Source organism: Nocardiopsis sp. CNR-923, assembly GCF_001942255.1.
Classification (GTDB): Bacteria; Actinomycetota; Actinomycetes; order Streptosporangiales; family Streptosporangiaceae; genus Nocardiopsis.
On sequence record NZ_MKKC01000079.1, the window covers coordinates 25,140 to 50,947 of the forward strand.

Sequence of the window (25,808 nt, forward strand, 5' to 3'; positions counted from 1 at the left end):
ATCCCACATGCTTCAGCCCGTGCAGGCCGCGAGAGCGGTCGCCCAGGGAATGGTCGTCGCCATAGCCGACTTCAAGGCCTTCTACACATGGCGTACATGGCTGGGGGCCTGGCTCGTGCGTATCGTGTGTCAGGTCGCCTTCTACAGCATGATCGGCCACATGGTCGGCGACTCCGACTACGTCGTCTTCGTGATCATCGGTGCGGCCATGATGGCCTGCGTGGCCGAGACGCTGATGACGTCGGCCTCGTCGACCTGGGACCGGACGACGGCGGGCACCCTGCCCCTACTGGTCGGCTCACCCGTGGAACCGGGGTTCTTCTACTTCGGCCGGAGTGTGATGTGGCCCCTGTCCGCCACGGTGACGACCTCCGTGGCGATCCTGACGCTGTCCTTCTTCTTCGACCTGAGCTGGACGCCGGTGCAGATCGTCCTCCTACTCCTACTCGTACTACTCGCCTCCTTGTCGACCTACTGTTTCGCTCTGGTGGTCGGTTCCTTCGCAATGCTCTATCCCGGGGCGCGGAACGTCATGAGCGCGGTCGTCACCGTATGGGTGAGCTGCTTCTGTGGGACGGTGGTTCCGGTGGACTTCTGGCCGCCCGCTGTCCAGTGGGCCGCCCAGACAATCCCCATGACGCACGGTCTGGAAGCGGTACGTGGACTTGAGGGGGGCGCGCCCGCGGCGGAGGTCACCGTGCACACGGCCCGCACCCTTCTGTCCGGAGCCGCCTGGTTCCTCCTCTCACTGCTCCTGTTCCGCAGGAACTTCTCCGCCGCGAGGAGGGGAAACGCCCTCGTGGGGTGAGGAAAGGACTCCCGGTCCTTCGCTCCCAGTCGGCTGAGCTTCGTCACGCGGGCACGCGATACCCGGCATGGTGACGAAGTGACCGTTTCTAAGCTTTCCCATCCCATGGGATGGGCGAAAGGATATGCGTGTCTTCCGGACAACCATCCGCCCACCATGCGCCCCCAGGGCAGAAGCAGATTGACGAGAGCGAACTGCGGAGGGTTTGTGGGCACTTCGCCACCGGGGTTACGGTCGTCACATTCAGGGGGTTTACGGGAATTTCGGGTGTCACGGTAAATTCATTCACCTCAGTGTCCCTTGATCCTCCCCTCATACTCTTCTGCCTGCGCAAGGACTCCTCATCTCTCCCTGCCTTGGAAAGGTCCCGCAGCTTCGCGGTGAACTTCCTGACGGATCGGCAGGAGGCGCTGGCACGGATGTTCGCGAGCCGGAACCGTCCACCGGCCGAGGAGGTTACGCGACACTGGACCAGGGAGGAAGTACCGATCCTTAGCAAGTCACTGGCGTTCCTGACCTGTCGGTTGGTCGACAAAAAGAGTGGTGGTGACCACGTTATCATCCTGGGTGAAGTCGTGGAGCTCGGCGTACAGGAAGAACCTGCGAGCCTTTGATCTTTTACCAGGGAGCCATGGACACGATCAGGGGTACTTCTGCGACACAGAGCCATTTCGATGGAGCTGAAGCTCAGTTCCGGGAACCCTGACATGATGGCCCTGTCTTTTCGCGTTCTCCACGCTCGGGCGAGTATGGCCGCAAGATAGACATCCGGGTCGTGTGCACATCCGTGTTCCAACTCGGCGGCGACACGGCCACTCAGCAGGACATGGGGGGACCGTGGCCAGGTAGGGCGCAGGTCGGTGATGGTGTCGACGTCGAGTGGCCGGAGCTTCGCGAGCAGGGCCGGGATCGGGGATGATGGGAGAGCAGGCACGGAAGACCTTCGGGATCACGCGGCTGGACACCACAAAGATCACCAAGCCCGGTCCTGCTTGCGTATTCGGTCGTAACCGCCCTGAGCTGGACTGTCTCCGCGACGGCGGATCTTGAACGAGCCCTGTCACCTCACCCCGCCGGTCAGGCGAGGACAGGCCCATCACACCCCCGCTCCGTGTAGGGGCGCACGCCCCGTGCCTGAGCCCCCGCGTCCCCAACCGGCACGTACCTGCTTGTCACCAGCTTGGAGAGGGCGCAAGCTGGAAAAAGAGCCGCGAGACGCACCCTGCGGGCCGTAGGTCGCGGCCGCACGTGGGGAGGAAGCGCCGATGGACCGTGAAGGGGCCGCCTCGGTCGAACCGACCTTTCTCACGTTGGACGGTCGAGGCGTCGTGACCGCGTGGAGCACCGGGGCGCACCGGGTCCTCGGATACGAGCCTGGGGAGGTGGTCGGTCACCCGGCGGCCGACCTGCTCGCCGGGGATCCGGCGCCGCCCCTGCCCTGGGACCGTGAGGGCCCGGGCCCCTGGAACGGGCGGATCGCGGTCCGGCGCAAGGACGGCCGCACACACGACCTGAGGATGAGCGCGTACCCCACGTTCGACGCGGTCGGCGGGGGCGGATGGCTCCTGACGTTCGACGGGCCCCGGCCCACCGCCGACCATGGCACGGACGACTCCGAACCCGACGTCGGCGTGCTCAAGCGCTGGGCCCTGGAACAGATCCCGCTGCCGATGGCGCTCTTCGACCGACGCGGTGCGACGATCGCGGCCAACCCGGCCACTGAGCGGGCGATGGGCCTGAGCGAACGGGAGCTGCTCGGCCCGAGCGCGGGGGAACGGGCACCCGGGCCGGGCGTGGAGGGTCTGGCCCGGATCCCCGAATTCGTGGATCGCGTGCTGAACGCGGGAGAGGAGGTGCTCTACGAAACCAGTCTTCGCACCCCGGGGGAGGCACGCGAGCACGCGTGGCTGCTGACCCTCTATCCCGTCAGGGATCAGTCCGGCCGCGTACGCGCGATGTCGATGGCCGCCATGGACGCCACCGCGCAGTTCCTGGCCAGACACCGGCTGGGCATCCTCAACGACGCGGGGTTCAGGATCGGCACGGCGCTCAACGTCGCCCGCACGGCGGACGAGCTGACGGTCATCGCCACCGACCACTTCGCCGACCTCGCCATCGTGGACCTGCTCGACGGCGTCCTGCACGGGGACGAGCCGATCCCGGGGCCGCCCGGTGAGCATCCCCTCTTCCGCCGTGCCGCCCAGCGGTCCGTCCTCCACGGGTGCCCTGAGGCGGTCGTCCGGGTCGGAACGGCCTACACCTACCCCGAGGGGTCGCCACCCGCGCTCGCGCTCGCCAGCGGACAGGCCTCGCTGCACCGGGTCGACGAGCAGAACCTGACCTGGTGGGCCTCGGGCTCGCCGGCCCGCGCCCGGAGCATCAGGGACCACGGCATCCACTCACTGCTCGTGGTGCCCGTACGGGCCCGTTCCCTGACACTCGGAGTGGCGATCTTCGCCCGCCATCGCACCGCGGACCCGTTCGATGAGGATGATCTGCTCCTCGCTCGCGAAGTGGTCGCCCGTGCGGCGCTGAGCATGGACAACGCACGCCGCTACACGAACGAGCGGGCCACCGCCCTCGCCCTCCAACGCAGTCTGCTCCCCCGCCGGGTGCCGCGCAGCGGGCCGTGGACGTGGCGTCCCGCTATGTGCCCGCGCGTTCCCATGCCGGGATCGGCGGCGACTGGTTCGACGTCATCCCGCTGTCGGGGGCGCGGGTGGCGCTCGTGGTGGGTGACGTGGTCGGTCACGGCATCCACGCCACCGCCACCATGGGCCGGCTGCGCACGGCGGTGCGCACACTGGCCGACGTGGACCTGACACCCGATGAGCTGCTCACCCAGTTGGACGACCTGGTGTTGCGTCTGGACTCCGAGGGCCCGCGGTTCGACGCCTGGTCGGGGGAGACCACGGGCGAGGTGGGAGCCACGTGCCTGTACGCCGTCTACGACCCGGTCTCCCAGCGGTGTTCCATGGCCAGGGCGGGGCACCCCGTTCCGGCCCTGACCTACCCGGACGGCAACGTCCGCTACCTCGAAGACGTACCGGCCGGGCCTCCCCTGGGGATCGGTGGTCTGCCCTTCGAGGTCGTGGAGTTCGACATCCCGGAAGGCAGCGTCCTCGCCCTCTACACCAACGGCCTGGTCGAGACGCACGATCACAACCAGGACGCCGGATACGCCCGGCTCCGAGACGCCCTCTCCGGGTCCCTGCCCTCCCTGGAGGAAGTGTGCGACAGGGCTCTGCGCAACGTCGCGCGCCACCGTCCCGAGGACGATGTCGCCCTGCTCCTGGCCCGGACCCGGGCCCTGCACAGCGACAGGGTCGCCACCTGGGATCTGTCGACGGATCCCGCGGTCGTCCAACACGCCCGGGAACTGGCGTGCGGCCAGGTGGCGGCCTGGGGCCTGGAGGACTGCGTCCTCACCACGGAACTCATCGTGAGTGAGCTGGTCACCAATGCCATTCGGTACGGCAACCCGCCCATCCGGCTACGGCTGATCCGGGACGCGACACTCATCTGCGAGGTCTCCGACACCGGCAGTGCCGCCCCGCACCTGCGTCGCGCCCGGGTCTTCGACGAGGGGGGCCGCGGCCTCTTCATCGTCGCCCAGCTCACCCATCGATGGGGCAGTCGCCACTCAGGGACCGGGAAGACGATCTGGGCCGAGCAGCTCCTGCCCTCGTCGGGTCCGGCGGAGTGAGCCCGGGCAGGGCTTCGGGCAATTCGAGCAGCGCGGAGTGCTCGCGCCCGACGAAGGACGTCAGCGCGCACACGCGGTCCCCGTCGAGCGTCAGCACCGTGACCGACCAGGCCGCGTGCGCGCCCGCTCCGTCGTCCCACAGGTACCCGGCGACCGCCGGTTGGCCGTTCGCCTCGGTCGGCAGGGTCCGCCAGCTCCCGCACCCGGTGATCGGGACCCGCACGGCGAAGTCGGTGGAGGGGTGTCGCGTGCGAGGGGAGAGCCCCCGGCGACCGGATGGGCGGAGGACCACCGCGGCCGCTGGTATGACCGGCGCGCGGGGCCGCCGGGGGCGTGTGGGACCCAACCCCCGCCGGAGGGTCCCACGGTCGGGAAGCGCCGCGTCAAGGACTCCCGCCCCAGTCAGCGTTCCCCGGTTCCTGGGGCTGGTGTCAGCCGGTGTAGTTGGGGTCCGCGGGCAGGGGGTTGGCCGCTCCGGCGGCCTCGGCGGCATTCCGCTCCTGCTCGGCCCACTCGACCTCCTCTTCGAGATCCATCATGAGCTCCTGGCAGTCCTCCAGGTCCTCGACCGCGAAGTCATCGCTGTTCGCCCCGAGGATGTTCGCGTATTCCAGGACCTCCACCCAGCACGCTTCCAGGTCATCCTGGTCGGAGGTATTCGGGTCGGAGTTGTCGTCGGGAGCCTCGCTCGGTGCGGGGGAGGGCGCGGGAGACGGAGCCCCGGACTGCCCAAGAGGCAGAGCCCCGGACTGCGCGGGGGACGGGACGGGAGACTCCCCGTCGTCGGCCAGAGCGGGCGAGGCCCCGAAGAGCGTCACCGCGGCGGCTCCGGCGGCGAGGAACACGTGCTTCAGTCGCATGATCGACCTTTCGTTGTGGTGTCTGTGGTGGTTCACGGCGGGCGGAGCGGTCTCCGCCCGCCTCCGGCCCCGGCTCCGCCCCCGTATTCGCGGAGCCCGGACCGCTCCTCACGCGGAGATCTCGACCGGGGTGCCGATCGGCAGGTTCTCGGCCATCCAGGTGATGTCCTCGTTGGCGACCCGAATGCAGCCGTGGCTCACCTGCCGTCCCAGGGCCTCCTCGTCGTTGGTGCCGTGCACCGCCAACTGGCCGGGACCGCCCGCGAAGGTCTCCAACGTCTCGGAGAACCCACTGAGCCCGAAGGCGTAGAGGCCGTAGGGACCCTCGGGGTCCGGCGGCTGAAGCAGCTCGGTGAAGTAGTAGCGGCCCTCCGGGGTGGGCGTCTCGCTCTCCCCGGTGCCGATGACCCCCGAGCGCACCTCCTCCGCTCCTTCCAGGACGGTGAACTCGAACGCGGTCACGTCGATCTCCACGCGGTAGTCGGTGTTGGTCAGCGTCACCTCGTCCTTGCGCACCCATCCGGTGCTGCCGTTCGGACGGATCGGCAGGAGCACCTCCAACCACTCGCCGTCGACGCTCTCGACGAGGAACGTCCGCTCCGCACCGAGCTCGTTGGGGTTCGCCAGCGTGTCGAGGACCTCGTCCCCGCCCGCCTCGGTACGGATGTCGATCGAGTCGCCGATGACCGTGACGATCCCAGCCCCGGTCACCCCCGCTTCCACGGGTCCGGCGGGGGAATCCCCTCCCGCCTCGTCCGAGGCGGGAGACGAGCACGCCGTGAGGGCGACCAGGAGCGCGACCGTCGCCACGGGCGGCGGGGCCGCACGCGATCCGGGTCGAATCAGGCGCGGAAGCGGTGGGAATCGACGCATGGGAACCATCCGGGTTCGTCTGGCGGGGGTCGCCTCCGGCGCGCTGGGACGCGCCGGAGGCGTGTGGGACGCGTCCGGCGCGGTCTCCGCCCGGCCGGACGGTTATGAACCTTGGCGTACGAATATGTGGATCCTGTGTGCTCGCAGTGTGGGATCCGTGTTCTGACCTGGAGGGTGTTCCTGGGCGACTTCCGCCGGCGTGTCCGCTTCCTTCGGCGCGGCGTACGATCGAGCCGCGCCAGCGTTCCCACGAGCGAGCGGAGGACACCGTGTGCGCCCATGTGCTCGTCGCCGAGGACGACGCGAACCAGGCCGACCTCATCCGGCGTTACCTGGAGCACGAGGGTCACGTCGTGCGCGTGGTCCATGACGGCCGCGCCGCGGTCGCCGAACACCACCGCGATGTGCCGGACCTGGTGATCCTGGACGTGATGATGCCGATCATGAGCGGGCTGGACGCCTGTCGCGCGCTGCGCGCCGAGTCGGACGTCGCGGTCCTGATGCTCACCGCGCGCTCCACCGAGGAGGACCTGCTCACGGGGCTCGACCTGGGCGCGGACGACTACGTCACCAAGCCCTACAGCCCGCGCGAGCTGATGGCGCGCGTGCGCACCCTGCTGCGCCGGTCCCGCCGCCGTGTCGAACGGGCCGACCGCGTCCTGCGCGCGGGGCCGCTCGCGGTCGACCCGGACCAGCACACCGTCGAGCTCCACGGCTCCCCCGTCGACTGCACCCCCGCCGAGTTCCAGCTGCTCGCGGCGCTGGCCGCCCAGCCGGGGCGGGTGTTCAGCCGGGCGCAACTGCTGGAGTACATCCACGGCGTCAGCCGGTTCATCACCGAGCGCACGATCGACGTCCACGTGATGAACCTGCGCCGCAAACTCGAACACGACCCCCGTAAGCCCGCCCTGCTCGTCACGGTCTACGGCGTCGGATACAAACTGGACGGCTCGGTCGATGGCGCGCCGTAGGGGCGCGCTGCGGCACAGTCTGCTCGCCCGCATGCTGGCGAGCTCCGTGCTCGTCGCGGTCTGCTCCATCACGGCGACCGCGTGGCTGGCGGTCCAGGGAACGTCGGAGTCGATCGGCTCGGATCAGGGCGAGACGCTGGCCGCCGACACCCGCATCCACGACACGCTCGTCGGCTACGCGGCGACCCATCCCGACTGGGACGCCGTCGACGCGACCGTGGACGAGCTCGCCGAGGAGACGGGACGCCGCATCGTCCTGGCGACGGAGAACCGACGTCTCCTCGCCGACTCGGAAGCCGGGTCCGAGGCTCACCTCCCACCGCGTGCCTCGTCCGTCGTGGACCCGCTCGCGGTGGACGTGACGCTCGTGTCGGAGGGTGCCGACCGTGTGGACGCGCGGGCGGTCGGCCCGTTCGCGCTCGCCGACGAGGATCGGCGGCTCCTGGAGACCGTCGCTGCGGGGGCCGTCGACTGCCTCCGTGACGAGTGGGGGCTCTCGGCCGTGGTGGAGACCGCGCCGAGCGGTCGCCCGTACCTGGCGGTGGCGGACGGCGCGGAGGAGCTCGTCTTCGCACAGGAGTACTGCGGGTTCGATGAGCTGGAGGAACCCACCGACGGCGAACGGGAGGTTCTGAAGACGCTGGTCGCTCTCACCGGTGACTGCCTGGGCGACGAAGATCCGCAGGTGCGGTTCCGTATGGACGCCGCGACGGGATCGGTGCTCGCCGTCCCCACGGCCGGGGCCCTGGGCGCTCCCGCCGACGAGGCCCCCGCCCCCTCGCCCCGGGAGGAGGGCGGTGCACCGTCACCCGGACCTGGGCCGTTCCCTCCCGATTCGACCGAGCCGGCCGACTCGGGGGAGGAGCCGACGTGGATCGAGGACGACGATTCGGTGGAGTTCGAAGCCGAGGAGCTGGCCGCACGGGAGCGTGCTCGGGAGGAGGAGCTCACCGAGGAGACCGGCCCCCCGGCGGCCCCCGGGAACATCGTCGGGCCCCAGTCGCCCGCCCTCGATCAGCGCACAGCGGACTGTGTGGCCAGCGCCCGCCGCGAACTGCTCCGCCCGTACGTGGCCCCGGCGGCCCTCCTCTTCATCGACGACCCGTCCGCCGACACCGCCGCCGCGCCCTCCCTCTCGCGCGAGGGCCTGCTGCGGGTCTCCGGTGTGGTGCTCCTGGTGCTGCTGCTGACGGTCGGGGTGAGCGTGGCCGTGTCGACACGCCTGGTGCGCCCCGTCCGCGCGCTGACGGACGCGGTGACGCGGATGCGTCAGGGGCGGGGGGCGGCTCGGGTCGAGGTGCGTGACTCCGGCGAGATCGGTGAACTGGCCGCCGCGTTCAACGAGATGTCGGAGCACCTGGAACAGTTGGAGGACCAGCGCAAGGCCATGGTCAGCGACGTCTCGCACGAGCTGCGCACACCGCTGAGCAACCTGCGGGGGTGGCTGGAGGCGGTCCAGGACGGGGTGGCCGACCTGGAACCGGAGCGCATGGAGATGCTGGTGGGCGAGACCCTGCTGCTCCAGGAGATCATCGACGACCTGCGGGACCTCGCGCTGGCCGACGCCGGCAAACTGCGGCTCTCCCTGGAGCTGGTGGAGGCGCGCGGGCTCGTCGAGCAGCTCGCGGCCAGCTATCGGCTGCGCGCGGACGAGGCGGGGCTGGGCCTGGTCACCGAGACGTCCGACGTCGTGCTCAGGGCCGACCGCACCCGGCTGTTCCAGGCCGTGGGCAACCTGGTCGGCAACGCTTTGCGGCACACGTCGGAGGGCACGGTCACCGTGCGCGTCCGGGCCGAGGGCGACGACGCGGTGTTCGAGGTCGCCGACACGGGGACGGGCATCGCCGCCGAGGACCTGCCGTACGTGTTCGACCGGTTCTGGCGGGCGGAGAAGTCACGCAGCCGACAGACCGGGGGAAGCGGCCTGGGGTTGGCCATCGTGCGCAACCTGACCGAGCTGCACGGTGGGAGGGTCTCGGTCGAGAGCGTCCTCGGCGAGGGAACGACGTTCACGCTCCGGCTCCCCCTGGTGGGGCCGTGACGGCCCTGGAAGGGCCCCTGGCCGCCCCCGCCGCGCTCCGGATCACCGGCCGATGACGTAGGGCCGTTCCTGGGGCTGGTCCTGATCTATGGGCAGTTCGACGACGGGCACGTAGCGGCCGACCGCCTCGCCGCCGCGCTCGGGGCCGTAGCTGAGCATCCCGGCCCCGGCCGGGATCTCGTGGGCGCTGTTCAGCAGCATGAGCTGGTCGAACACGTCGGTGGACAGCGGAGGGCCGTCGAGTTCCATGGCGTTGGTGGTGCGTACGGCCGAGGCGGCCACGGCGAACGCGTCGTGGTTGACCAGGGCGTAGCCGTTGTCCAGCGCGGACGGGTCGTCGGTCACCTCCTCCGCGAACGCCGCCCTGAAGGCGGCGTAGCCGGGCGGAACGTCCACGTCGGAGGCGCCGTTCGCCCAGCGGGGGTCGATGCCCGAGGCGTAGACGAGGGTGATGCGGCTCTCCTCCAGCGTCGCCATCAGTTCCTCGTCGGCCAGCGCGCTCAGGCCGGTGACGACGAACAGCACGCGCATGGGGGTGTCCGCGCAGGCCCGCGCGGTGAGGGAGTCGAGGAACGCGTTGAGGTCCGGTGTACGGCCCGCGAACAGCACGGTGTCGGTCCCGGCCGCGCACACGTTGAGGGTCACGGTGTTGAACAGTCCGGACCGGGAGTCGTCCCCCACCGTCGTCCCGCTGAACTCCTGTGCCTGGCCGGTGACGTACTGCCCGAGTCGGGCCCGGTAGGCGTCGCGGAGCGTGCTGACGAACAGGTCGGGTTCGGTGGTGTCGTAGACGAGCGTGGCCCGCGGCGTCTCCTCCAGTTCGTCGAGGTAATCGCGGAGCGCGCGCACGTACTCGGAGTTGCTGGGGGCGGCGCGAAGCAGACCGGGGATCTCGAAGTGGTCGAGGCCGTCGGCGGTGACCGCGGAGGAGACCATGGGGATCTGGTTCTCGGCGAGGCGTTCGGCGGCCGACCGGGTGGACTCGACGCTCACGCCCATGCCCACGACGGCCACGAGGGGGACCGGCTCGGCGGACATCGCGACAAGGTCGTCCACAACCGTCTCCCAGTGCTCCTGCCGGGCGCCCATGTTGGCCAGGACCAGCTGGATCTGGGGACTCGGGTCGCCGAAGTCGTGCGAGTGGTTGGCACGCATCATGGCGGTGTAGGCGCCTTCCAGGGAGCCGCGGATGCGGCCGGGGTCCATGGGGCTCACGTCGCCGAAGGTGAGCGTGCCCAGGAAGGCGACCCTGACCGCGGTCGCGCCCTCCTCGGCCACCCGGGCGTTCTCGGCGGCGATGAGCGCCTGGACCTCGGCGAAGTCGTCGTGGAAGACGTGATCGCCGTCGCTGACGCCCACGCACTGCCCCTCGACCGAGCGCAGGCCGCTGCCGGGCCCGCCGCAGGCGAACCGGTCCCACACCACGACCGTGCTCGCCGCCAGCACCAGGACGGCCACCACGGCGAGCGCCGACGCGAGCCGTCGCAGTCGGCGGAACCGCTGGGGTCGTGGGATGACCACGCCGCCACCCGTCGGGGTCCTGTCCTGATCGGCCATGGTCTGGACTTCCTTCCGTCGTGGGAGTGGTTGCCGTCGGTCCCGCTCGACCCCGACGGGGTTAGGCGGTGCCGTGGAAGCGGCGCCAGTACTCCAGGTGCGCGCTGGCCTCGTCGAGGAGGTGGCTCTGTCCCGAGGGGCAGTACTGGGACAGCTGGGTCAGCGCCTGGGAGCAGACGGCGTGCAGGTGGTCGGTGCGGAACAGGTCCGGGTCGCCGAGGATGCGGCGGGCGGCGACGAGCTTGAGGCAGGCCTCGGTCGCGGTGGAGGTGCTCTCGCCGAGCTGCTCCGTCCACATCCGGCGCCAGGTCTCGTGGAGGGGGAGGGTCGGACGGGAACGCATCGGTGCGGCGGTGATCGTGCGGAGCCGTCGGACCCAGGCGCCCCGCCGATGTCGGGCGCTTGAGCCATCCCTCGAAGTGCCAGGCGACGCGGAGGAGTTGGCCGTCGCAGAGGCGGTGGTAGATCTCGCTCTCGGTGGCGTGCTCCGGGTCCGGGTCGGCGCCCTGGTAGTAGTCGGCGAGGCCGCGGTGGGTGGCGGACCAGTCCGGGTGGGGGCCGCCGGAGGCGCGCCGGCCCAGCCTGCGCAGCAGCAGGCGGCGCAGCACGGTGGTGTGTTCGCCGTCCCACAGGGGGTGGGCGCGCAGTTCGTTCTCACCGACGGTGTGGGGAGGGTCCTGGGCGCGGTACAGCCACAGCCCCGCGTCGATGTCCCGTGCGGCCGAGCAGGTGGTGAGCGCCTCGCGCAGGTCCTCGGGAAGGTCGGTGAGGGCGGCTCCGAGCACGTCGGCGAGCATCCGCTCCTCGGTTGTCAGGGTCGGGGCAGGTCCCGGGTCGGGAGCGGCGGGCGCGTGTGTGAGGGCCTCGTGGAGGCCGAGGCCCCGAACCTCGGTCCACGCCTCGACCAGCCGGACGGTGGCGGCGGGGTGTCCGGCGGTGAATCCCCACAGCCGTTCGGCGGGGTCGTCGGCGACCTCGCCGCCGGTCCGCTCCGCGAGGAGCCGGCCCGTGTCCCGCGCGGTCAGGGAGCGCATCCGGAAGGCGGCCCAGGCCGTGCCCTCCCCGGTCCCGTCCGGGGGTTCGGGGAGGGCACGGACCAGGCTGTCCCTGCCGTCCCTGCTGGCGGCGACCACGGTGAGCGGTTCGGGGGCCTGGCTGCCGGGGACCTGCGTGAGGGCCTGGACGAGTTCGGGCCCCACCCCTCGGTGGGCGTTGTCCAGCAGGATCACGGGCGTGGGCAGGCTGTGGACGCGTTTGGGCGCGTGCCGCACATCGGCGCGCAGCGCGTCGCACAGGAAGGCCGTGACGATCTGGCGGTGGGTGAGTCCACGCGTGGGGTCCGTGCGGTCGGGTTCCCGGGCGATGTGGGCGAGGGCGACGAGGGTGTCCACCTCGCCGTCGTCGCGGCCACGGTCCCGGGTTCGGAACCACGTGACCGCGCGGTCGGCCCCCGCGGCCCCGAGGCTGGCGAGGGAGGCGAACCAGCGGGGGATGTCGAGGACGGCGCCCTCGGGCCCGAGGAGTTCCGCGGGCGGGATGAGGTCCCGGGCTCGGTCGAGCCGGTCGCCCAACCAGCTCAGGCTGCCGCGGTCCTGGGAACGGACCCGGGCGAGGACCTGTTCGACCTGCTCGCGTTCGCCGCCCGGCTCTCCGTCACCCAGGTCGAGCCGCAGGGCGAGCAGGGCGATCCACAGGCGGGGGAACTCCAGGCGGCCGTAGTGCCTGCGGTGGTGGCCGAGACCGTTGGCGGTCACGGACACGAGGTCGGTGAGGACCGCGGCCACGTCGGAGTAGTAGCGCGGATCCGCGAGGTCCAGGTGCGCGTAGGGGATCTCGCGCTCGCTCAGGTTGGCGCCCATCCACCGCAGCAGGTGAGTCTTCCCGTGGCCGTGGCCGCCCTCCACGACCATGAGCGGACGGCGGCGACCACCGTCGTCGGTCCACTCCGCTCTGATCAGGTCGGCGAAACACCTCGCCTCTTCGAGCTGTCCGACAGGACTGTCACTGCGAGGCTCCGTCACCCGACACTCCCCGGTCGTTCGTCTCGGCCATTCAGCTTGATGCGCGATTCCGGGGCGGATGACACGGGTTGCGGCTTTCGCAACCCAGGCGTTATGTACGCTCTCTTATCACTGTGTATTTTATGGTTTTTCACACGATATGAGGCTCGTGTGACTGAAGTTGATCGATTGCCACTACTGAGTTCTGGCCGAACCCGTCGTCCACAGCCCGCCGTAGGCCCCTTCCCGAAACCGGATCACTCCGCTGTCATGAATGGGACGGACGCGGAATAGGACCGGTTCCACCGGCGCAAGGCCGGACCCGGACGGCAGCCTCGGCGAGCCCGAGGACGTCGACGTGGAGGGCACGGTCCTCGCTCCCCGATCCGACGGGAACGCACATCATGACGCGGTGCGGAGTGCAGCCGGGGCAGTCGGACCGGAAGCGTCCGTTCACGGAACCCTTATCTCGACATCAAGGCGCATTCACCCTACGTCTCCCGGTCCCGCGGGAAATCGGTCGCCGGGCGCTCGTAGATGTACTCCAGACCGTCGATCTCGTCCCACTGCTCACCCACGTGCGCGAACCCGAACCCGGCGATGGTGGCCAGGGAGGCGGCGTTGTCCGGCCTGATCGCCGCGCGCACCGTGGCCACCTCCGGAAGGGCCGCGGCGCGCCGCAGCAGTTCGGCCACGGTCGCCCGACCGTACCCCCGGCGGCGACGGTCGGGGTGGATCGCGTAACCGATCTCCACCATCCCGTCGGCGTCGGGCGGCCCGTGGTACCCGCCGTTGCCCACCGCCCTCGGGCGGCCCTGGCCGGCGTCGGCGCCGGCGTCCACCACCGCGTAGGTCAACCACCCGGCCCTGCCCGGGTCCTCGGTGAGCTGAGCCAGGCGGAAGTCCCACAGCCACCGCTCGGCCAGGAACTCCGGCCCGAACTCGACCCCGGCCAGCTCACCCGCCTTGGCCAGATCCCCGTCCGCCAACGCCGTCAGCACACCCGCGGTCAGGTCCACCAGCCGCACCCTCGGCACGGCGGGCCCTGAGCGCCGGTCCGCATCCGTCATGACCCGTTCCTTCCCCGTCCGTCCCGACCGGAACGGACGCCCCGCGCGAAGTGTCCCTCTCCTCGGGCACAATGGCCGAACACCCGTCCCCACCGCCATCCGAGGAGCGCCATGTCCACCACCGCACCCGTGGGACAGCGCTGCGACTGGGCTCGCGGCGCCTCGGGCCTGATGACCGCGTACCACGACGACGAGTGGGGCCGTCCCTCCCGCGACGACCGGTACCTGTTCGAGATGCTCGTCCTGGAGGGCGCCCAGGCCGGGCTGTCCTGGTCCACCGTGCTCAACAAGCGCGAGAACTACCGGCGTGCGCTGGACGGCTTCGACCCCGAGGCCGTCGCCGCCTACGACCAGGCCCGGCTGGACGCCCTCCTTCAGGACCCGGGCATCGTCCGCAACCGGCTCAAGGTGGCCTCACTCGTCCGCAACGCCCAGGCCTTCCTGCGCGTGCGCGAGGACCACGGCGCCTTCGCCGACTACCTGTGGGGCTGGGTGGACGGTTCACCGGTCGTCAACCGGTTCACCGACATGTCCCAGGTCCCCGTGAGCACCCCCCTGTCCGACCGGATCAGCAAGGACCTGAAGAAGCGCGGGTTCACGTTCGTCGGCACCACGATCGCCTACGCCTACCTCCAGGCCACGGGGCTGGTCGAGGACCATCTGGTCGGCTGCCCCGCCAAGCCCGACTGACCCGGACCCGGCGGGCCCGGGTCAGTCGGCCCCGCCGTCCACCGGCGCCTCGCCGCGCGCGAGCGACCACCGCCGCGTCACCCCGATCTCCTCCAGGAACGCGTGGTCGTGGCTGGCCACGAGCAGCGCGCCCCGGTAGTCGGCGAGCGCGTCCACCAACTGCCGCTGGCTGTCCAGGTCCAGGTTGTTGGTGGGCTCGTCCAGGACCAGGAGCTGCGGCGGTGCGTCCGCCAGCAGCAGCCGGGCCAGGGCGACCCGGAACCGCTCACCCCCGGACAGGTCGGCGGCCCGCTGGTCCACCCGGTCCCCGCGCACGAGGAACCGCGCCAGGCTGGCCCGTACCTCGTGGGGGGTCACCGTTCGGGCCGCCGAACGGACGTTGTCCAGAACGCTGAGCCCGTCGTCGAGCACGTCCAACCGCTGCGGCAGGTACCCCATCCGGTCCACGGCCCGGACGACCTCGACCCGCGGATGCGTTCCCCGGCCGACCACCGCCCGCAACAGCGTGGTCTTGCCCGAACCGTTGGGCCCCACGAGCGCGATCCGTTCCGGTCCGCGCACGTGCAGCCGCCCGTCGCCGGGGATGCGCAGCTCCAGGACGTCGCGTCCGTCCGGGACCTCGGTGTCCGGGAGAAAGACCCGGATCGTGGCGTCGTCGCGCACGGCGTCCTCCGCGCGGACGAGTGCGTCGCGCGCCTCGACCAGCTTCCCCTCCTGCATGATCCGGTGCTTGCCCGCCGCCACCTGGGCATCGCGCTTGCGCTTCTTCATGATGACGCGCGGTTCGCGCTTGGTGTCGTACATCTTCCGGCCGTAGCGCTGCCTCCGGGCGAGCTTGACGTGCGCGTCGGCCAGTTGCCGCTTCTCACGCCGCACGTCGGCCTCGGCCACGCGCACCGTGCGCAGGGCGGCCTCCTGCTCGGCGGCGAGCTGCTCAACGTGGTCCGAGTAGTTCCCGCCCCACACGCGCAGCGCCCCCTCCCTGAGTTCGGCGATCTGGTCGACGCGTTCGAGGAGCTCGCGGTCGTGGCTGGCCACGATGAGCACCCCGCGCCAGGAGTCGACGGCGTCGTGGAGCCGTTCCCGCGCCGCACGGTCGAGGTTGTTGGTCGGTTCGTCCAGCAGGGTGACGGCGGGTCGGCGCAGCGCCAGGCCGGCGAGCGCGACCAGCATCGTTTCCCCGCCCGAGAGCGTCCCGACGGACCGGTCCAGCGGAGCGCCCCCGTCCAGGTCGACCCCGAAGCGCTCCAGCTGGGCGAGCGCCCGTTCCTCCACGTCCCAGTCGTCTCCGACGGCGTCGAAGTCGGCCTCGGTGCCCCAGCCGCCCTCGATGGCGTGCAGGGCCGCGCGCGCCCGGTCGACGCCGAGCAGTTCGGCGACCGTGCGGCCGGTGTCCAGGGTGACGCCCTGGTCCAGGTAGCCGACGTCGCCGCTGACCGACACGGTGCCCGAGGACGGGACGTTCGCTCCGGTGATCAACGTGAGCAGCGTCGACTTGCCGCTGCCGTTGCGGCCGATCAGCCCTGTCCGGCCGTGGCCGAAGGCGGCGTCGAGGTCGGTGAAGACGGGGGTGCCGTCGGGCCAGGCGAAGGTGAGTCGTGAACAGACGACAGAGAAGGACATCCGGACCTCCCGGGGACGGTGGAGAACGGCTGGGGACCTAGGGTTCGGATGACTCGGCCCATTGTGATCTCCTCCTCGGAAGGTCGATTGACGCGACGTTCGTCGCGTTAGTGACTATGACACGTGCGATCCTCAAATGCAACTACATTTGCATTATGACCTCGAACACGCACACCTCGGGCGGTTCCCGCCCCGGCGGCCGGACCGCGCGCAACACCGCGGCGGTCCTCCAGGCCACCCTCGACGAGCTGGGCGAACACGGCTACCACGGACTCACCGTCGAACGCGTCGCCACCCGCTCGGGTGTGCACAAGGCCACCGTCTACCGGCGTTGGGGCGGGGTGGACGGACTCGTGTCCGCCGCCCTGGAGTGGTCCACCGCCCACGCGTGGGAACCGACCCGCACGGGTGACCTGTACACCGACCTCCTCCGGCTGGCCGAGACGGTCGCCCAGGGGTTCACCGACGCGCCCGAGAGCGATCTGTCGACCGCGTCCATCGCCGCCGCGATCTCCTCGGCCACCGTCGCCGAGGCCCTACGCGCCTTCATGGCCGACCGGCACGCACGCGCGGCCGTCGTCGTCGAGGAGGCCGCCGTCCGGGGCGAGGTCCCCGAGGACACCGACGCCCACGAGGTCGTCAGGGTCGCCGTCGCCCCCGTCTACTACCGACTCTTCGTCAGCCGCGAACCGGTGACCGCCGCCGACCTCCGCCGCGCGGCCCGCACCGCCGCGGACGCCGCCTCGCGGGGGTTGCTCACCACCGACCAGCGCACCAGCTGACCGCCCTGACCTGGGCACACGAAAAATCCACCAATGCGTACGCCGTACGGGAATTCCTCGGGCGGAGCCTCGTTCCTTGTGCCGTACGATGTACGGCACAGTGTACGACTGAAGGGAGCCCGATGCCGACGACACAGCACGCCGTCAGCGCGCGGGGACTGGGCAAGCGTTACGGGAAGACCTGGGCCCTGCGCGGCTTCGACGTGGACGTCGCCCACGGAAGCGTCCGAGGCCTGCTCGGACCCAACGGCGCGGGCAAGAGCACGGCCGTCCGAATCCTCACCACCCTGCTGCGGCCGGACGAGGGCCGTGCGGAGATCGCCGGATTCGACGTGGCCGCCCAGGGCGAACAGGTCCGCTACCGGATCGGGCTCGTCGGCCAGAACGCCGCCGTGGACGAGATCCTCAGCGGACGGCAGAACCTGGAGATGTTCGGCCGCCTCTACCACCTGGGCGCCCGATCCGCCCGGCGCCGGGCGGACGAACTCCTCGAACGGTTCGGGCTGGCCGACACCGGCACCACACCGGTCAGCGGCTACTCCGGTGGCATGCGCCGCCGCCTCGACCTGGCCGCGAGCATGATCCTCACACCCCCGGTCCTGTTCCTCGACGAGCCCACCGTCGGACTCGACCCGCGCGCGCGGGGGGAGGTGTGGGCGGCGGTGCGCGGGCTGGTCGACGACGGCACCGCCGTGCTGCTCACCACCCAGTACCTGGAGGAGGCCGACCAGCTCGCCGACCGGGTGTCCGTGATCGACTCCGGCCGGGTCGTCGCCGAGGGCGGCCCGGCCGAACTCAAGGAGCGCGTGGGCGGGGACCGGCTGGAACTCGTTCTGCACGACGAGTCCGCCGTCCCCGAAGCCGTCGCGCTCGTGGGACGGCTGACCGGATCGGAGGTGACGGTTCAGGCGGGGACCCGACGCCTCAGCGCCGAGGTCGACGACCGCGTGGCCGCCCTGACCCGGGTCGTGACCGCCCTGGAGGAGCGGGGCACGTCCGTCGAGGACGTCTCCCTCCGCCGTCCCACCCTCGACGAGGTGTTCCTGCACCTGACCGGTGACCGCGACGACGCTTCCGAGGAGGCCGTGAGCCGATGACCACCGCATCCGCGACAACCCGCCCCGACACCCCGGTCCCCGGTTCCCCGCCCACCGGACCGGCCCGTCTGGGCTGGGCGCTGGCCGACGGGTGGACGGTCACCCGCCGTGACCTGACCCACTGGCTCCGCCAGCCCTGGCAGGTCGTGTTCGGTCTGCTGTTCCCGATCCTCATGGTGCTGGTGTTCGGCTACCTGTTCGGCGGGGCCATCACCGTCCCCGGCGGCGGGGACTACCGCGAGTACCTCATGCCCGGCATGTTCGCCATGACCATGGTCTTCGGCCTGAGCGAGACCGTCATGGCCGTCGTCCACGACACCTCGCGCGGAGTCACCGACCGGTTCCGGTCGATGCCGATGGCGCCGAGTGCCGTGGTGGTCGGCCGGTGCGCGGCCGACATGCTCAAGTCCACGGTCACGCTGGCCCTGCTGGTCGGCTGCGGACTCCTGGTGGGCTGGCAGTGGCACGGCGGTCCCGGACCAACCCTCGCCGCGTTCGGCCTGCTGCTCCTGCTCCGTTTCGCCCTGGTCTGGGTCGGTGTCTACCTGGGGCTGGTGATGAAGGGCGAGGGCACCATCGCCGTGCTCCAGACCCTGGAGTTCCCGCTGGGATTCCTGTCGAACGCGTTCGTGGCCACCGCCACCATGCCGGTGTGGCTGGGCGTGGTCGCCGACTGGAACCCGTTGTCGGCCACCGTGGGGGCGACACGCGATCTGTTCGGCCACTCCGGGTTGGCCGCGGACGGCTGGATCGCCCAGAACGCGGTCACCATGGCCGTGGTCTGGCCGCTCCTGGTCGTGGCCGTGTTCGCGCCGCTGAGCGTGCGGCGCTTCCGCGCCCTGAGCGGATGAACCCCGTGCGGGCGCCGGGACGCCCTCCGGCGCCCGCACGGCCCCCGGCGCCGTTCCCACCGACGTACACTGACGCGAATCCCAACCGACCACCGGGGACGGCCGATGTCCACGCAGTACAGCAAGAGCGGCGATCCCGCGCGCAGCCTCGCCCTGCTGTGGCGCACCACGGAGCCCACCAGCCGCAGGCGCACACCGGACCTGAGCGTGGACCGGATCGTGGCCGTGGCCTCGGAGATGGCCGACGCCGACGGCATCGGCGCGCTGTCGATGCGCAGGGTCGCCGAACGGCTGGGCGTGGGCACGATGTCCCTGTACACCTACGTCCCGGGCAAGGGCGAACTGGTCGACCTCATGCTCGACGCCGCCTACGCGGGCCTGTACCGGGACGGCCTGCCCGAGCCCTGGAGGGAGGCGCTGCGCGCGGTCGCCCACGCGAACCGCCGCCTGTATCTGGACCATCCGTGGATGCTCCAGGTCTCCAGCGCACGGCTGCTCGGACCGGGCCTCATGGCCAAGTACGAGATGGAACTGTCGGCCGTGGACGGCGTCGGCCTGTCCGACGTCGAGATGGACTCCACGGTCAACCTGGTCACCGGCTACGTCGAGGGGGCCGTCCGGCGCGCCGTCGAGGTCGCCGAACTCGAACGCAGCTCCGGGCTGACCGACGGCCAGTGGTGGGCGGTCCACGGCCCGCTGCTGGGGACGTTCGCGAACGAGGAGCGCTTCCCCGTGGCGAGCCGGGTCGGCTCCGCCGCGGGCCAGGAGCACCAGGCGGTGTACGAGCCGGAGCACGAGTTCGCGTTCGGCCTGGAACGCGTCCTCGACGGCGTCCAGGCCCTGGTGGACTCCCGCGCCGGGGAGGACGATGTGACGCGCGGGTGAGGCGCGTTCGGGTGCCCTGATTCCTTACATGAGGAAGGTCCCGCCCCTTAGCCTGACGGTGCGACCTGATCAGGAAGGGACAGGACCATGCCCCATGATGGTACCCCGCGACTCTCCCTCACCTTCGGCCAGCGCGTGCGCCGCTTCCGCGAGCGCAACGGCCAGACCCGCGCGGTTCTGGGCGGCCTCGTCGGCCGTTCCGCGGAGTGGGTGAAGGGCATCGAGACCGGTCGACTCAAGACCCCCCGGCTCCCCCTGTTGCTGCGTCTCGCCGAGGTCCTCGGCATCGATGACCTCGCGGAGCTGACCGGCGAGGAACGTCTGTCCGCCGCGACGTACACCAGGGCCGCACACGACGCGCTCCCCGCTGTGCGGGACGCCCTGACCACGTATCGGCTCACCGTGTCCGACTCCGAACCGCCAACGGTGCCGGAACTGCGCGAACGCGTCCGACAGGCTTGGCAACTCTGGCACGGGAACCGCGACCACCGAACGCGCGTGTCCATGGTGCTGCCCGAACTCCTCGCCGATCTTCGGCACGCCGTGCGCGTACACGAGGGTGCTGACCGGCGGCGCGCCCTGGTCGCGCTCGCTGAGACGTACCACCTGGCACAGCTCTACCTCAGCTTCCAGCCCGCGCCGGAGCTGGTGACGCTGACCGGTGACCGCGCCATGGCGGCGGCCCAGGATGCCGACGACCCGCACGCCATGGCGGTCGCGGCCTGGTACACGAACCACGTGTTCCGCGACGCCGGGGAGCGGCACGAGGCGCGCGTGGACCTGGCGATGAGCGCCGCCAGCTTGCTCGCCCCGGAGCACGGGCCGGAGGATCTGGCGCGGTGGGGTCTCCTCCACCTGGCGGCGGCCTGTCCTTCGCGAAGGTCGGCCGGAGCGGCGAGGCATGGCACTACTGGGACCGTGCGGACGGCGCCGCCCGCCGTCTCGGCGACCGGTACTCGCACCCCTTCCTGATCTTCGGCCGTGGCATGGTCGACGCCTACGCCATCACCATGAACAACGACCTCATGTGCGCCGGTACAGCTGTCAGCATGGCGGAGCGCATCGACCTCGCGCCGATGCCGTCGGCGACGCGCCGGAGCTTCCACATGATCGAATCGGCGCGCGCCCACAGCCTGCAGGGCGAGAGCATCGCTGTCGTGCATTTGCTGAAGAAGGCCTACGACGTGTCTCCCGAGACGGCGAGGTTCAACCGGTTCACGCGGTCGGCCGTGATGGACCTGTCGACTTCGGCCAGTGCGATGATCCGCGACGACGTGCGGCACCTGGCGCGCAAGATCGGAGTGCAGGCGGCGTAGGGGGTACGGGTTGTACCTGTCGGCGAGGGGGTAGCGACGCTACCCCCTTCGTCGTGTCCAGCCTTCTAGCGTCAGGCATGACAGACCCCGGCGAGCCGGTCGGACGGCTCCCGGGGCATGGCCACCAGCTAATGAGGAGCTGATGACGTGCACACCCTACTGCGGCGACGATCGCGACGCGTCCGCGCCTACGTGCTGCACCTCGAACTCGCCACCCTGCTCCGGCAGGCGCTGGCCCTGGGGGTGGGCCGATGAACGACGACCTGGACCCCGACCTGTACACCTACGCCGCCGAGGCCGCGCGCATCGTGGGAGTCCACTCCACCACCCTGCGGGAGTGGGAGCGCCGGGGCATCATCCGATGCCTGCGCACCCCGGGCAACTGGCGGATGTTCCGCCTCGGCGACCTGTACAACCTCCGCGACATCCGGCAGGACGAACAGGAGGCGAAGCGGTGAACGCCGCGGACCTCCAGTACCTCACCCGGCGGACCCCCACCCTGCGGTCAGCCGCGCAGGGCCGCCGCCTCCCGCGCCAGGGCGGTGATCTCGTCCCACTTCCCGGACGCCACCAGGTCCGCCGGGGTCAGCCAGCTGCCGCCCACGCACCCCACGTTCGGCAGCGCCAGGTAGGTCGGCGCCGAGGCGGGCGTGATGCCGCCGGTCGGGCAGAAGCGCACCTGCGGCAGGGGCCCGCCCAGCGACGTCAGGAACGGCGCCCCGCCCGCCGCCTCCGCCGGGAAGAACTTCAGCTCCGAGACGCCGCGCTCCAGCAGCGCCATCGCCTCGGACACCGTGCTCACGCCGGGCAGGAACGGCAGCCCGGTGTCGGCCATCGCCGCCGCCAGGTCGGGCGTGCACCCGGGGCTGACGAGGAACCGCGCCCCCGCCCCGGCCGCCGCGGCCGCCTGTTCCGCGCCCACCACCGTGCCCGCGCCCACCACGGCCTCGGGCACCTCGCGGCGATCCGCTCGATCGCCGCCAGCGCGGCCGGGGTCCGCAGGGTCACCTCGATGCCGGGCAGACCGCCCGCCACCAGCGCGCGGGCCAGCGGCACCGCGACCTCCGCGTCCGAGACCACGACCACCGGCAGCACCGGGGCCAGGTCGAGCACGTCCGCTCCCGAGCGGGGGATCGTCGTCATCTGTCGTCTCCAGGGTCGATTCGTCGGAGTTCACGGCACCGAGGCGCCGGCGGCGCGCAGGGGGTCAGACGCCGAAGACACCCGCGCCCGCCTCAGCCGGACCGACCGCGCCGCGCAGCGCGGCGAACAGCTCGCGGCCGGTTCCGACGGAGGAGTCCACCGTCGGCTGGGCGGACTCACGGCCGCTCAGGTCGGCCAGCACCTCCAGTGTGCCCGCCACGGCGTCGAGCCGGATGACGTCGCCGTCGCGCACGTACGCCAGCGCGCCGCCCGCCTCGGCCTCCGGCGAGACGTGGATGGCCGCGGGCACCTTGCCGGACGCGCCCGACATCCGCCCGTCCGTCACCAGCGCCACCTTCTGCCCCCGGTCCTGGAGCACCGCCAGCGGCGGGGTCAGCTTGTGCAGCTCCGGCATGCCGTTGGCGCGCGGGCCCTGGAACCGGACCACGGCCACGAAGTCACCGGTCAGCTCACCGGCGGAGAACGCCGCCTGGAGTTCGGCCTGGTCGCCGAAGACCCGCGCAGGGGCCTCGACGACGTGCCGCTCCGGGGCGACCGCCGACACCTTGATCACCGCGCGGCCCAGGTTGCCCGAGAGCATGCGCAGACCGCCGTCGGCGGCGAAGGGCTCCTCCACGCCGCGCAGGACGGTCGTGTCCGCGCTCTCCTTGGGCCCGTCGCCCCACGTCAGCGTGGCCCCCTCCAGGATCGGGGACTGCCGGTACCGACCGAGACCCGGCCCCGCCACCGTGCGCACGTCCTCGTGCAGCAGACCGCCGTCGAGCAACTGTCCGATCAGGTAGGCCATCCCGCCCACCTCGTGGAACCGGTTCACGTCGGCGGCGCCGTTGGGGTACATGCGGGTGAGCAGCGGCACGACCTCGGAGAGCGCCGCGAAGTCGTCCCACGTCAGCTGGATCCCGGCGGCGCGCGCGATGGCCACCAGGTGCAGGGTGTGGTTGGTGGAACCGCCGGTGGCGAGCAGCGCGACGACGGCGTTGACGATCGCCCGCTCGTCGACCTGCTCACCGACCGGGGTGTAGTCGTCCCCGAGCGCGGTGTGCGCCAGGACCCGGCGTCCGACCTCGGCGGTCAGCGCCTCGCGCAGCGGCGTGCCCGGCTGCTCGAAGCTCGCCCCGGGCAGGTGCAGGCCCATAACCTCCATGAGCATCTGGTTGGAGTTCGCGGTCCCGTAGAACGTGCAGGTCCCGGGCGAGTGGTAGGCCGCGGACTCGGCCTGGAGCAGGTCCGTGCGGCCGACCTCGCCCTCGGCGAACTTCTGCCGGACGCGTGCCTTCTCCTTGTTCGGCAGGCCCGAGGGCATCGGCCCGGCGGGGACGAAAGCCACGGGCAGGTGGCCGAAGGACAGCGAGCCGATGAGCAGGCCCGGCACGATCTTGTCGCACACGCCGAGCATCAGGGCGGCGTCGAACATCTCGTGCGAGAGCGCGACGGCGGTGGCCATCGCGATGACGTCCCGGCTGAACAGGGACAGCTCCATACCCGGGCGCCCTGGGTGACGCCGTCGCACATGGCGGGCACCCCGCCCGCGAACTGGGCGACGCCGCCCCCCTCGGCCACGGCGGCCTTGATGATCGCGGGGTAGGCCTCCAGCGGCTGGTGCGCGGAGAGCATGTCGTTGTACGCGGAGACGATCGCGACGTTGGGCGTGACGCCGCCGGCGAGCGCGAGCTTGTCGGACACGCCACAGGCGGCGAAACCGTGCGCCAGGTTCGCGCAGCCGAGGGCGGACCGGGCGGGGCCCTGGCCCGCGGCCTCGGCGATCCTGGCCAGGTACGCCGACCGGGTCTTCGCGCTGCGCTCGGCCAGGCGCGCGGTGACCTCGGCGACGACGGGACGGACTTCGGTGGTGTGCGCGGTCATCGGGGCTGCTCCTCTTCGTACCACGTCCGGCCGGTGCGGCCGATGAGCCGTTGCGCGCCCGCGGGGCCGGCGCTCCCGGCAGGATAGGTCTCGGGGGTGGTGCTCTGGCCGTTCCAGGCCTCGATGATGGGATCCACCCAGCGCCACGCGGCCTCGACCTCGTCGCGCCGCATGAACAGGGTGGAGTCCCCGGCCAACACGTCCATCAGCAACCGCTCGTAGGCCTCGGGCGAGCGGGTGGCGAAGGTGTTGGCGAAGCTCAGCTCCAACGGGACCGGGCGCAGCCGCAGCGCTCCGGCGCCGGGCGCCTTGGCCAGCATCGTCAGGTGGATGCCCTCGTCCGGCTGGAGTCTGATGACGAGGCTGCCCGCCCCGGACAGGGTGTTGGTCCCCGGGAAGATCGTGTGCGGGACCTCGCGGAAGCGGATCACGATCTCCGAGCGGTCGTGCGCCAGGCGCTTGCCCGTGCGGAGGTAGAAGGGGACACCCGCCCACCGCCAGTTGGCGATCTCGGCGCGCAGTGCGACGAAGGTCTCGGCGGTGCTGGTGGGCGCTCCGCCCGGCTCGTCGAGGTAGCCCGGGACCCGCGAGCCCTGGACGGTTCCGGCGACGTACTGGCCGCGCACCGCGTCCTCGGCCACACGTTCGCCGGTCAGGGGTCGCAGGGACTGGAGGACCTTGAGCTTCTCGTCGCGGACGGCCTCGCGGTCGTAGGTGGCCGGGGGCTCCATGGCGGTCAGGCACAGCAACTGGAGCAGGTGGTTCTGGACCATGTCCCGCATGGCGCCGGAGGTGTCGTAGTACCCGCGGCGGCCGCCGACGCCGACGGTCTCGGCGGCGGTGATCTGGACGTGGTCGATCCAGCGGGAGTTCCACAGGGGTTCGAGGAAGACGTTGGCGAACCGCAGGACGAGCAGGTTCTGCACGGTCTCCTTCCCCAGGTAGTGGTCGATCCGGTAGGTCTGCGACTCGTCGAAGACCGCGCCGACGGCGTCGTTCACCTCGCGGGAGGAGGCCAGGTCGCGTCCGAGGGGCTTCTCCATGACGACGCGGGAGCTCGGGGTGACCAGTCCGGCCTCGCTGAGGCCCCGGCAGATGGAGCCGGAGATCATCGGCGGGACGGCGAGGTAGAAGACGCGGTCGCGGTCGCCGCCCAGGGCGTCGGCCAGGTCGGACCAGCCGGAGGGGTCCCCGCCGACGTCGACCGTCACGTGGGACAGACGGCTGAGGAAGCGCGCGAGCACGTCGGGCTCGGCGACCTGGACGGCGTGGTGTCCGCCCACCGCCGCCGCGGCCTTGTCACGCAGGTCGGCGTCGGTCAGCCCGTCGCGGGAGACGGCGACCACGCGTGTTTCCCCGCCCAGGTGACCGTCGCGGTCCAACAGGTAGAGGGAGGGCAGGAGTTTGCGCATGGAGAGGTCGCCGGTACCCCCGAAGACCACCAGGTCAGTCGGTCTGGGCGCGGACTGCTGCGACATGTTCGGGCTGCTCCGTCGAAAGAGGAGGTCGGGAGGCGGGGCGCGCGCCGTGGGATGCGCGGGGGTGAACCCCGGTGGAACCCGTGACCGGTTCCACCCGGCACTTCCGACCTTAAGCCCGACTATGGTAAAAAACCAAGCACACTTCAGAACACTTCTTTACATAACCTCCC

At 71.2% G+C, this 25,808-nt stretch carries 21 protein-coding genes and 2 pseudogenes; 14 read left to right on the forward strand and 9 right to left on the reverse strand.

The annotated features are described in order from the left end of the window. Nucleotides 1-7 precede the first annotated feature (7 nt). From BJF83_RS12090 to BJF83_RS28990, 4 genes are all read left to right on the forward strand, one after another. A complete protein-coding gene (locus tag BJF83_RS12090) occupies nucleotides 8-808 on the forward strand; it encodes an ABC transporter permease (protein ID WP_075926360.1) in 801 nt (266 codons plus the stop codon). A 110-nt stretch (nucleotides 809-918) separates the two neighbouring features. After that, on the forward strand, nucleotides 919-1,422 hold the full coding sequence (locus tag BJF83_RS12095; protein ID WP_262391483.1) for a flavin reductase family protein: 504 nt from the start codon (nucleotides 919-921) through the stop codon (nucleotides 1,420-1,422). 651 nt (nucleotides 1,423-2,073) lie between these two features. Then, a complete protein-coding gene (locus BJF83_RS28985; RefSeq protein ID WP_262391484.1) occupies nucleotides 2,074-3,630 on the forward strand; it encodes a PAS domain-containing protein in 1,557 nt (518 codons plus the stop codon). Next, complete coding sequence (locus BJF83_RS28990) at nucleotides 3,549-4,514, forward strand: ATP-binding SpoIIE family protein phosphatase (RefSeq protein ID WP_262391485.1); 966 nt, start codon at nucleotides 3,549-3,551, stop codon at nucleotides 4,512-4,514. Before BJF83_RS28985 ends, BJF83_RS28990 begins: the two co-directional genes overlap by 82 nt. A gap of 431 nt (nucleotides 4,515-4,945) precedes the next feature. Here the strand turns inward: BJF83_RS28990 and BJF83_RS12105 are convergent, their stop codons facing one another. Both BJF83_RS12105 and BJF83_RS12110 read right to left on the reverse strand, forming a co-directional pair. Continuing rightward, entirely contained in the window at nucleotides 4,946-5,374 is a 429-nt protein-coding gene (locus BJF83_RS12105) for a hypothetical protein (protein ID WP_075926361.1), read from the reverse strand. Nucleotides 5,375-5,482: 108 nt separating this feature from the next. Further along, nucleotides 5,483-6,256 carry a L,D-transpeptidase gene (locus tag BJF83_RS12110; protein WP_075926362.1) on the reverse strand — a complete coding sequence of 258 codons (774 nt, stop codon included), beginning with the start codon at nucleotides 6,254-6,256 and terminating at the stop codon, nucleotides 5,483-5,485. Nucleotides 6,257-6,516: 260 nt separating this feature from the next. On the opposite strand from BJF83_RS12110, the gene BJF83_RS12115 reads away from it, so the two are divergent. Further along, nucleotides 6,517-7,218, forward strand: coding sequence for a response regulator transcription factor (locus tag BJF83_RS12115; protein ID WP_075926363.1), 702 nt, complete (start codon nucleotides 6,517-6,519; stop codon nucleotides 7,216-7,218). Next, entirely contained in the window at nucleotides 7,205-9,259 is a 2,055-nt protein-coding gene (locus BJF83_RS12120; RefSeq protein WP_075926364.1) for a cell wall metabolism sensor histidine kinase WalK, read from the forward strand. Before BJF83_RS12115 ends, BJF83_RS12120 begins: the two co-directional genes overlap by 14 nt. A 42-nt stretch (nucleotides 9,260-9,301) precedes the next feature. Here BJF83_RS12120 and BJF83_RS12125 read toward each other — a convergent pair whose 3' ends face one another. From BJF83_RS12125 to BJF83_RS12135, 3 genes are all read right to left on the reverse strand, one after another. Continuing rightward, nucleotides 9,302-10,558: a hypothetical protein gene (locus tag BJF83_RS12125; protein WP_262391490.1), complete on the reverse strand. Its 1,257-nt coding sequence runs from the start codon at nucleotides 10,556-10,558 to the stop codon at nucleotides 9,302-9,304. Beyond that, entirely contained in the window at nucleotides 10,471-12,837 is a 2,367-nt protein-coding gene (locus BJF83_RS28995) for a hypothetical protein (protein ID WP_262391486.1), read from the reverse strand. Before BJF83_RS28995 ends, BJF83_RS12125 begins: the two co-directional genes overlap by 88 nt. A 470-nt stretch (nucleotides 12,838-13,307) precedes the next feature. Next, a complete protein-coding gene (locus BJF83_RS12135; protein ID WP_075926366.1) occupies nucleotides 13,308-13,886 on the reverse strand; it encodes a GNAT family N-acetyltransferase in 579 nt (192 codons plus the stop codon). A gap of 111 nt (nucleotides 13,887-13,997) precedes the next feature. Here BJF83_RS12135 and BJF83_RS12140 point away from each other — a divergent pair, with 111 nt between their 5' ends. Next, complete coding sequence (locus BJF83_RS12140) at nucleotides 13,998-14,576, forward strand: DNA-3-methyladenine glycosylase I (RefSeq protein WP_075926367.1); 579 nt, start codon at nucleotides 13,998-14,000, stop codon at nucleotides 14,574-14,576. 21 nt (nucleotides 14,577-14,597) lie between these two features. On the opposite strand, the gene BJF83_RS12145 is transcribed toward BJF83_RS12140, so the two are convergent. Further along, the gene (locus tag BJF83_RS12145) at nucleotides 14,598-16,199 is read right to left on the reverse strand and encodes an ABC-F family ATP-binding cassette domain-containing protein (protein ID WP_075926368.1); all 1,602 of its coding nucleotides are present in this window, start codon (nucleotides 16,197-16,199) and stop codon (nucleotides 14,598-14,600) included. A gap of 155 nt (nucleotides 16,200-16,354) precedes the next feature. On the opposite strand from BJF83_RS12145, the gene BJF83_RS12150 reads away from it, so the two are divergent. From BJF83_RS12150 to BJF83_RS12175, 7 genes are all read left to right on the forward strand, one after another. Continuing rightward, nucleotides 16,355-16,981: a TetR/AcrR family transcriptional regulator gene (locus tag BJF83_RS12150; RefSeq protein WP_075926369.1), complete on the forward strand. Its 627-nt coding sequence runs from the start codon at nucleotides 16,355-16,357 to the stop codon at nucleotides 16,979-16,981. Nucleotides 16,982-17,103: 122 nt separating this feature from the next. Continuing rightward, on the forward strand, nucleotides 17,104-18,078 hold the full coding sequence (locus tag BJF83_RS12155) for an ATP-binding cassette domain-containing protein (RefSeq protein ID WP_075926370.1): 975 nt from the start codon (nucleotides 17,104-17,106) through the stop codon (nucleotides 18,076-18,078). Then, nucleotides 18,075-18,929 carry an ABC transporter permease gene (locus BJF83_RS12160; RefSeq protein WP_075926371.1) on the forward strand — a complete coding sequence of 285 codons (855 nt, stop codon included), beginning with the start codon at nucleotides 18,075-18,077 and terminating at the stop codon, nucleotides 18,927-18,929. Before BJF83_RS12155 ends, BJF83_RS12160 begins: the two co-directional genes overlap by 4 nt. Nucleotides 18,930-19,034: 105 nt before the next feature. After that, nucleotides 19,035-19,814, forward strand: coding sequence for a TetR/AcrR family transcriptional regulator (locus tag BJF83_RS12165; protein ID WP_075926372.1), 780 nt, complete (start codon nucleotides 19,035-19,037; stop codon nucleotides 19,812-19,814). A gap of 87 nt (nucleotides 19,815-19,901) precedes the next feature. After that, a complete protein-coding gene (locus tag BJF83_RS12170) occupies nucleotides 19,902-20,786 on the forward strand; it encodes a helix-turn-helix transcriptional regulator (RefSeq protein WP_262391487.1) in 885 nt (294 codons plus the stop codon). A gap of 14 nt (nucleotides 20,787-20,800) precedes the next feature. Continuing rightward, on the forward strand, nucleotides 20,801-21,130 hold the full coding sequence (locus BJF83_RS29000; RefSeq protein ID WP_262391488.1) for a hypothetical protein: 330 nt from the start codon (nucleotides 20,801-20,803) through the stop codon (nucleotides 21,128-21,130). Between the two features lie 251 nt (nucleotides 21,131-21,381). Beyond that, nucleotides 21,382-21,588, forward strand: a complete 207-nt coding sequence (locus tag BJF83_RS12175) for a MerR family transcriptional regulator (protein WP_075926373.1) — start codon at nucleotides 21,382-21,384, stop codon at nucleotides 21,586-21,588. A 47-nt stretch (nucleotides 21,589-21,635) separates the two neighbouring features. Here BJF83_RS12175 and eda read toward each other — a convergent pair. The 3 genes and pseudogenes from eda to zwf form a co-directional block, all read right to left on the reverse strand. Next, a pseudogene (eda, locus tag BJF83_RS12180) lies at nucleotides 21,636-22,273 on the reverse strand (bifunctional 4-hydroxy-2-oxoglutarate aldolase/2-dehydro-3-deoxy-phosphogluconate aldolase). A 64-nt stretch (nucleotides 22,274-22,337) separates the two neighbouring features. Then, a pseudogene (gene edd / locus BJF83_RS12185) lies at nucleotides 22,338-24,157 on the reverse strand (phosphogluconate dehydratase). Continuing rightward, a complete protein-coding gene (gene zwf, locus BJF83_RS12190; protein WP_075926374.1) occupies nucleotides 24,154-25,635 on the reverse strand; it encodes a glucose-6-phosphate dehydrogenase in 1,482 nt (493 codons plus the stop codon). Before zwf ends, edd begins: the two are co-directional and overlap by 4 nt. Between the last annotated feature and the right edge of the window lie 173 nt (nucleotides 25,636-25,808).

Excerpts from the sequence above, each read along its gene's own strand:
- BJF83_RS12090 (WP_075926360.1), top strand. The coding sequence starts at position 8 with ATGCTTCAGCCCGTGCAGGCCGCGAGAGCGGTCGCCCAGGGAATGGTC.
- BJF83_RS12095 (WP_262391483.1), top strand. The coding sequence starts at position 919 with ATGGGCGAAAGGATATGCGTGTCTTCCGGACAACCATCCGCCCACCAT.
- BJF83_RS28985 (WP_262391484.1), top strand. The coding sequence starts at position 2,074 with ATGGACCGTGAAGGGGCCGCCTCGGTCGAACCGACCTTTCTCACGTTG.
- BJF83_RS12105 (WP_075926361.1), bottom strand. The coding sequence starts at position 5,374 with ATGCGACTGAAGCACGTGTTCCTCGCCGCCGGAGCCGCCGCGGTGACG.
- BJF83_RS12110 (WP_075926362.1), bottom strand. The coding sequence starts at position 6,256 with ATGGTTCCCATGCGTCGATTCCCACCGCTTCCGCGCCTGATTCGACCC.
- BJF83_RS12120 (WP_075926364.1), top strand. The coding sequence starts at position 7,205 with ATGGCGCGCCGTAGGGGCGCGCTGCGGCACAGTCTGCTCGCCCGCATG.
- BJF83_RS12135 (WP_075926366.1), bottom strand. The coding sequence starts at position 13,886 with ATGACGGATGCGGACCGGCGCTCAGGGCCCGCCGTGCCGAGGGTGCGG.
- BJF83_RS12140 (WP_075926367.1), top strand. The coding sequence starts at position 13,998 with ATGTCCACCACCGCACCCGTGGGACAGCGCTGCGACTGGGCTCGCGGC.
- BJF83_RS12145 (WP_075926368.1), bottom strand. The coding sequence starts at position 16,199 with ATGTCCTTCTCTGTCGTCTGTTCACGACTCACCTTCGCCTGGCCCGAC.
- BJF83_RS12150 (WP_075926369.1), top strand. The coding sequence starts at position 16,355 with ATGACCTCGAACACGCACACCTCGGGCGGTTCCCGCCCCGGCGGCCGG.
- BJF83_RS12155 (WP_075926370.1), top strand. The coding sequence starts at position 17,104 with ATGCCGACGACACAGCACGCCGTCAGCGCGCGGGGACTGGGCAAGCGT.
- BJF83_RS12160 (WP_075926371.1), top strand. The coding sequence starts at position 18,075 with ATGACCACCGCATCCGCGACAACCCGCCCCGACACCCCGGTCCCCGGT.
- BJF83_RS12165 (WP_075926372.1), top strand. The coding sequence starts at position 19,035 with ATGTCCACGCAGTACAGCAAGAGCGGCGATCCCGCGCGCAGCCTCGCC.
- BJF83_RS12170 (WP_262391487.1), top strand. The coding sequence starts at position 19,902 with ATGCCCCATGATGGTACCCCGCGACTCTCCCTCACCTTCGGCCAGCGC.
- BJF83_RS29000 (WP_262391488.1), top strand. The coding sequence starts at position 20,801 with ATGGTCGACGCCTACGCCATCACCATGAACAACGACCTCATGTGCGCC.
- BJF83_RS12175 (WP_075926373.1), top strand. The coding sequence starts at position 21,382 with ATGAACGACGACCTGGACCCCGACCTGTACACCTACGCCGCCGAGGCC.
- zwf (WP_075926374.1), bottom strand. The coding sequence starts at position 25,635 with ATGTCGCAGCAGTCCGCGCCCAGACCGACTGACCTGGTGGTCTTCGGG.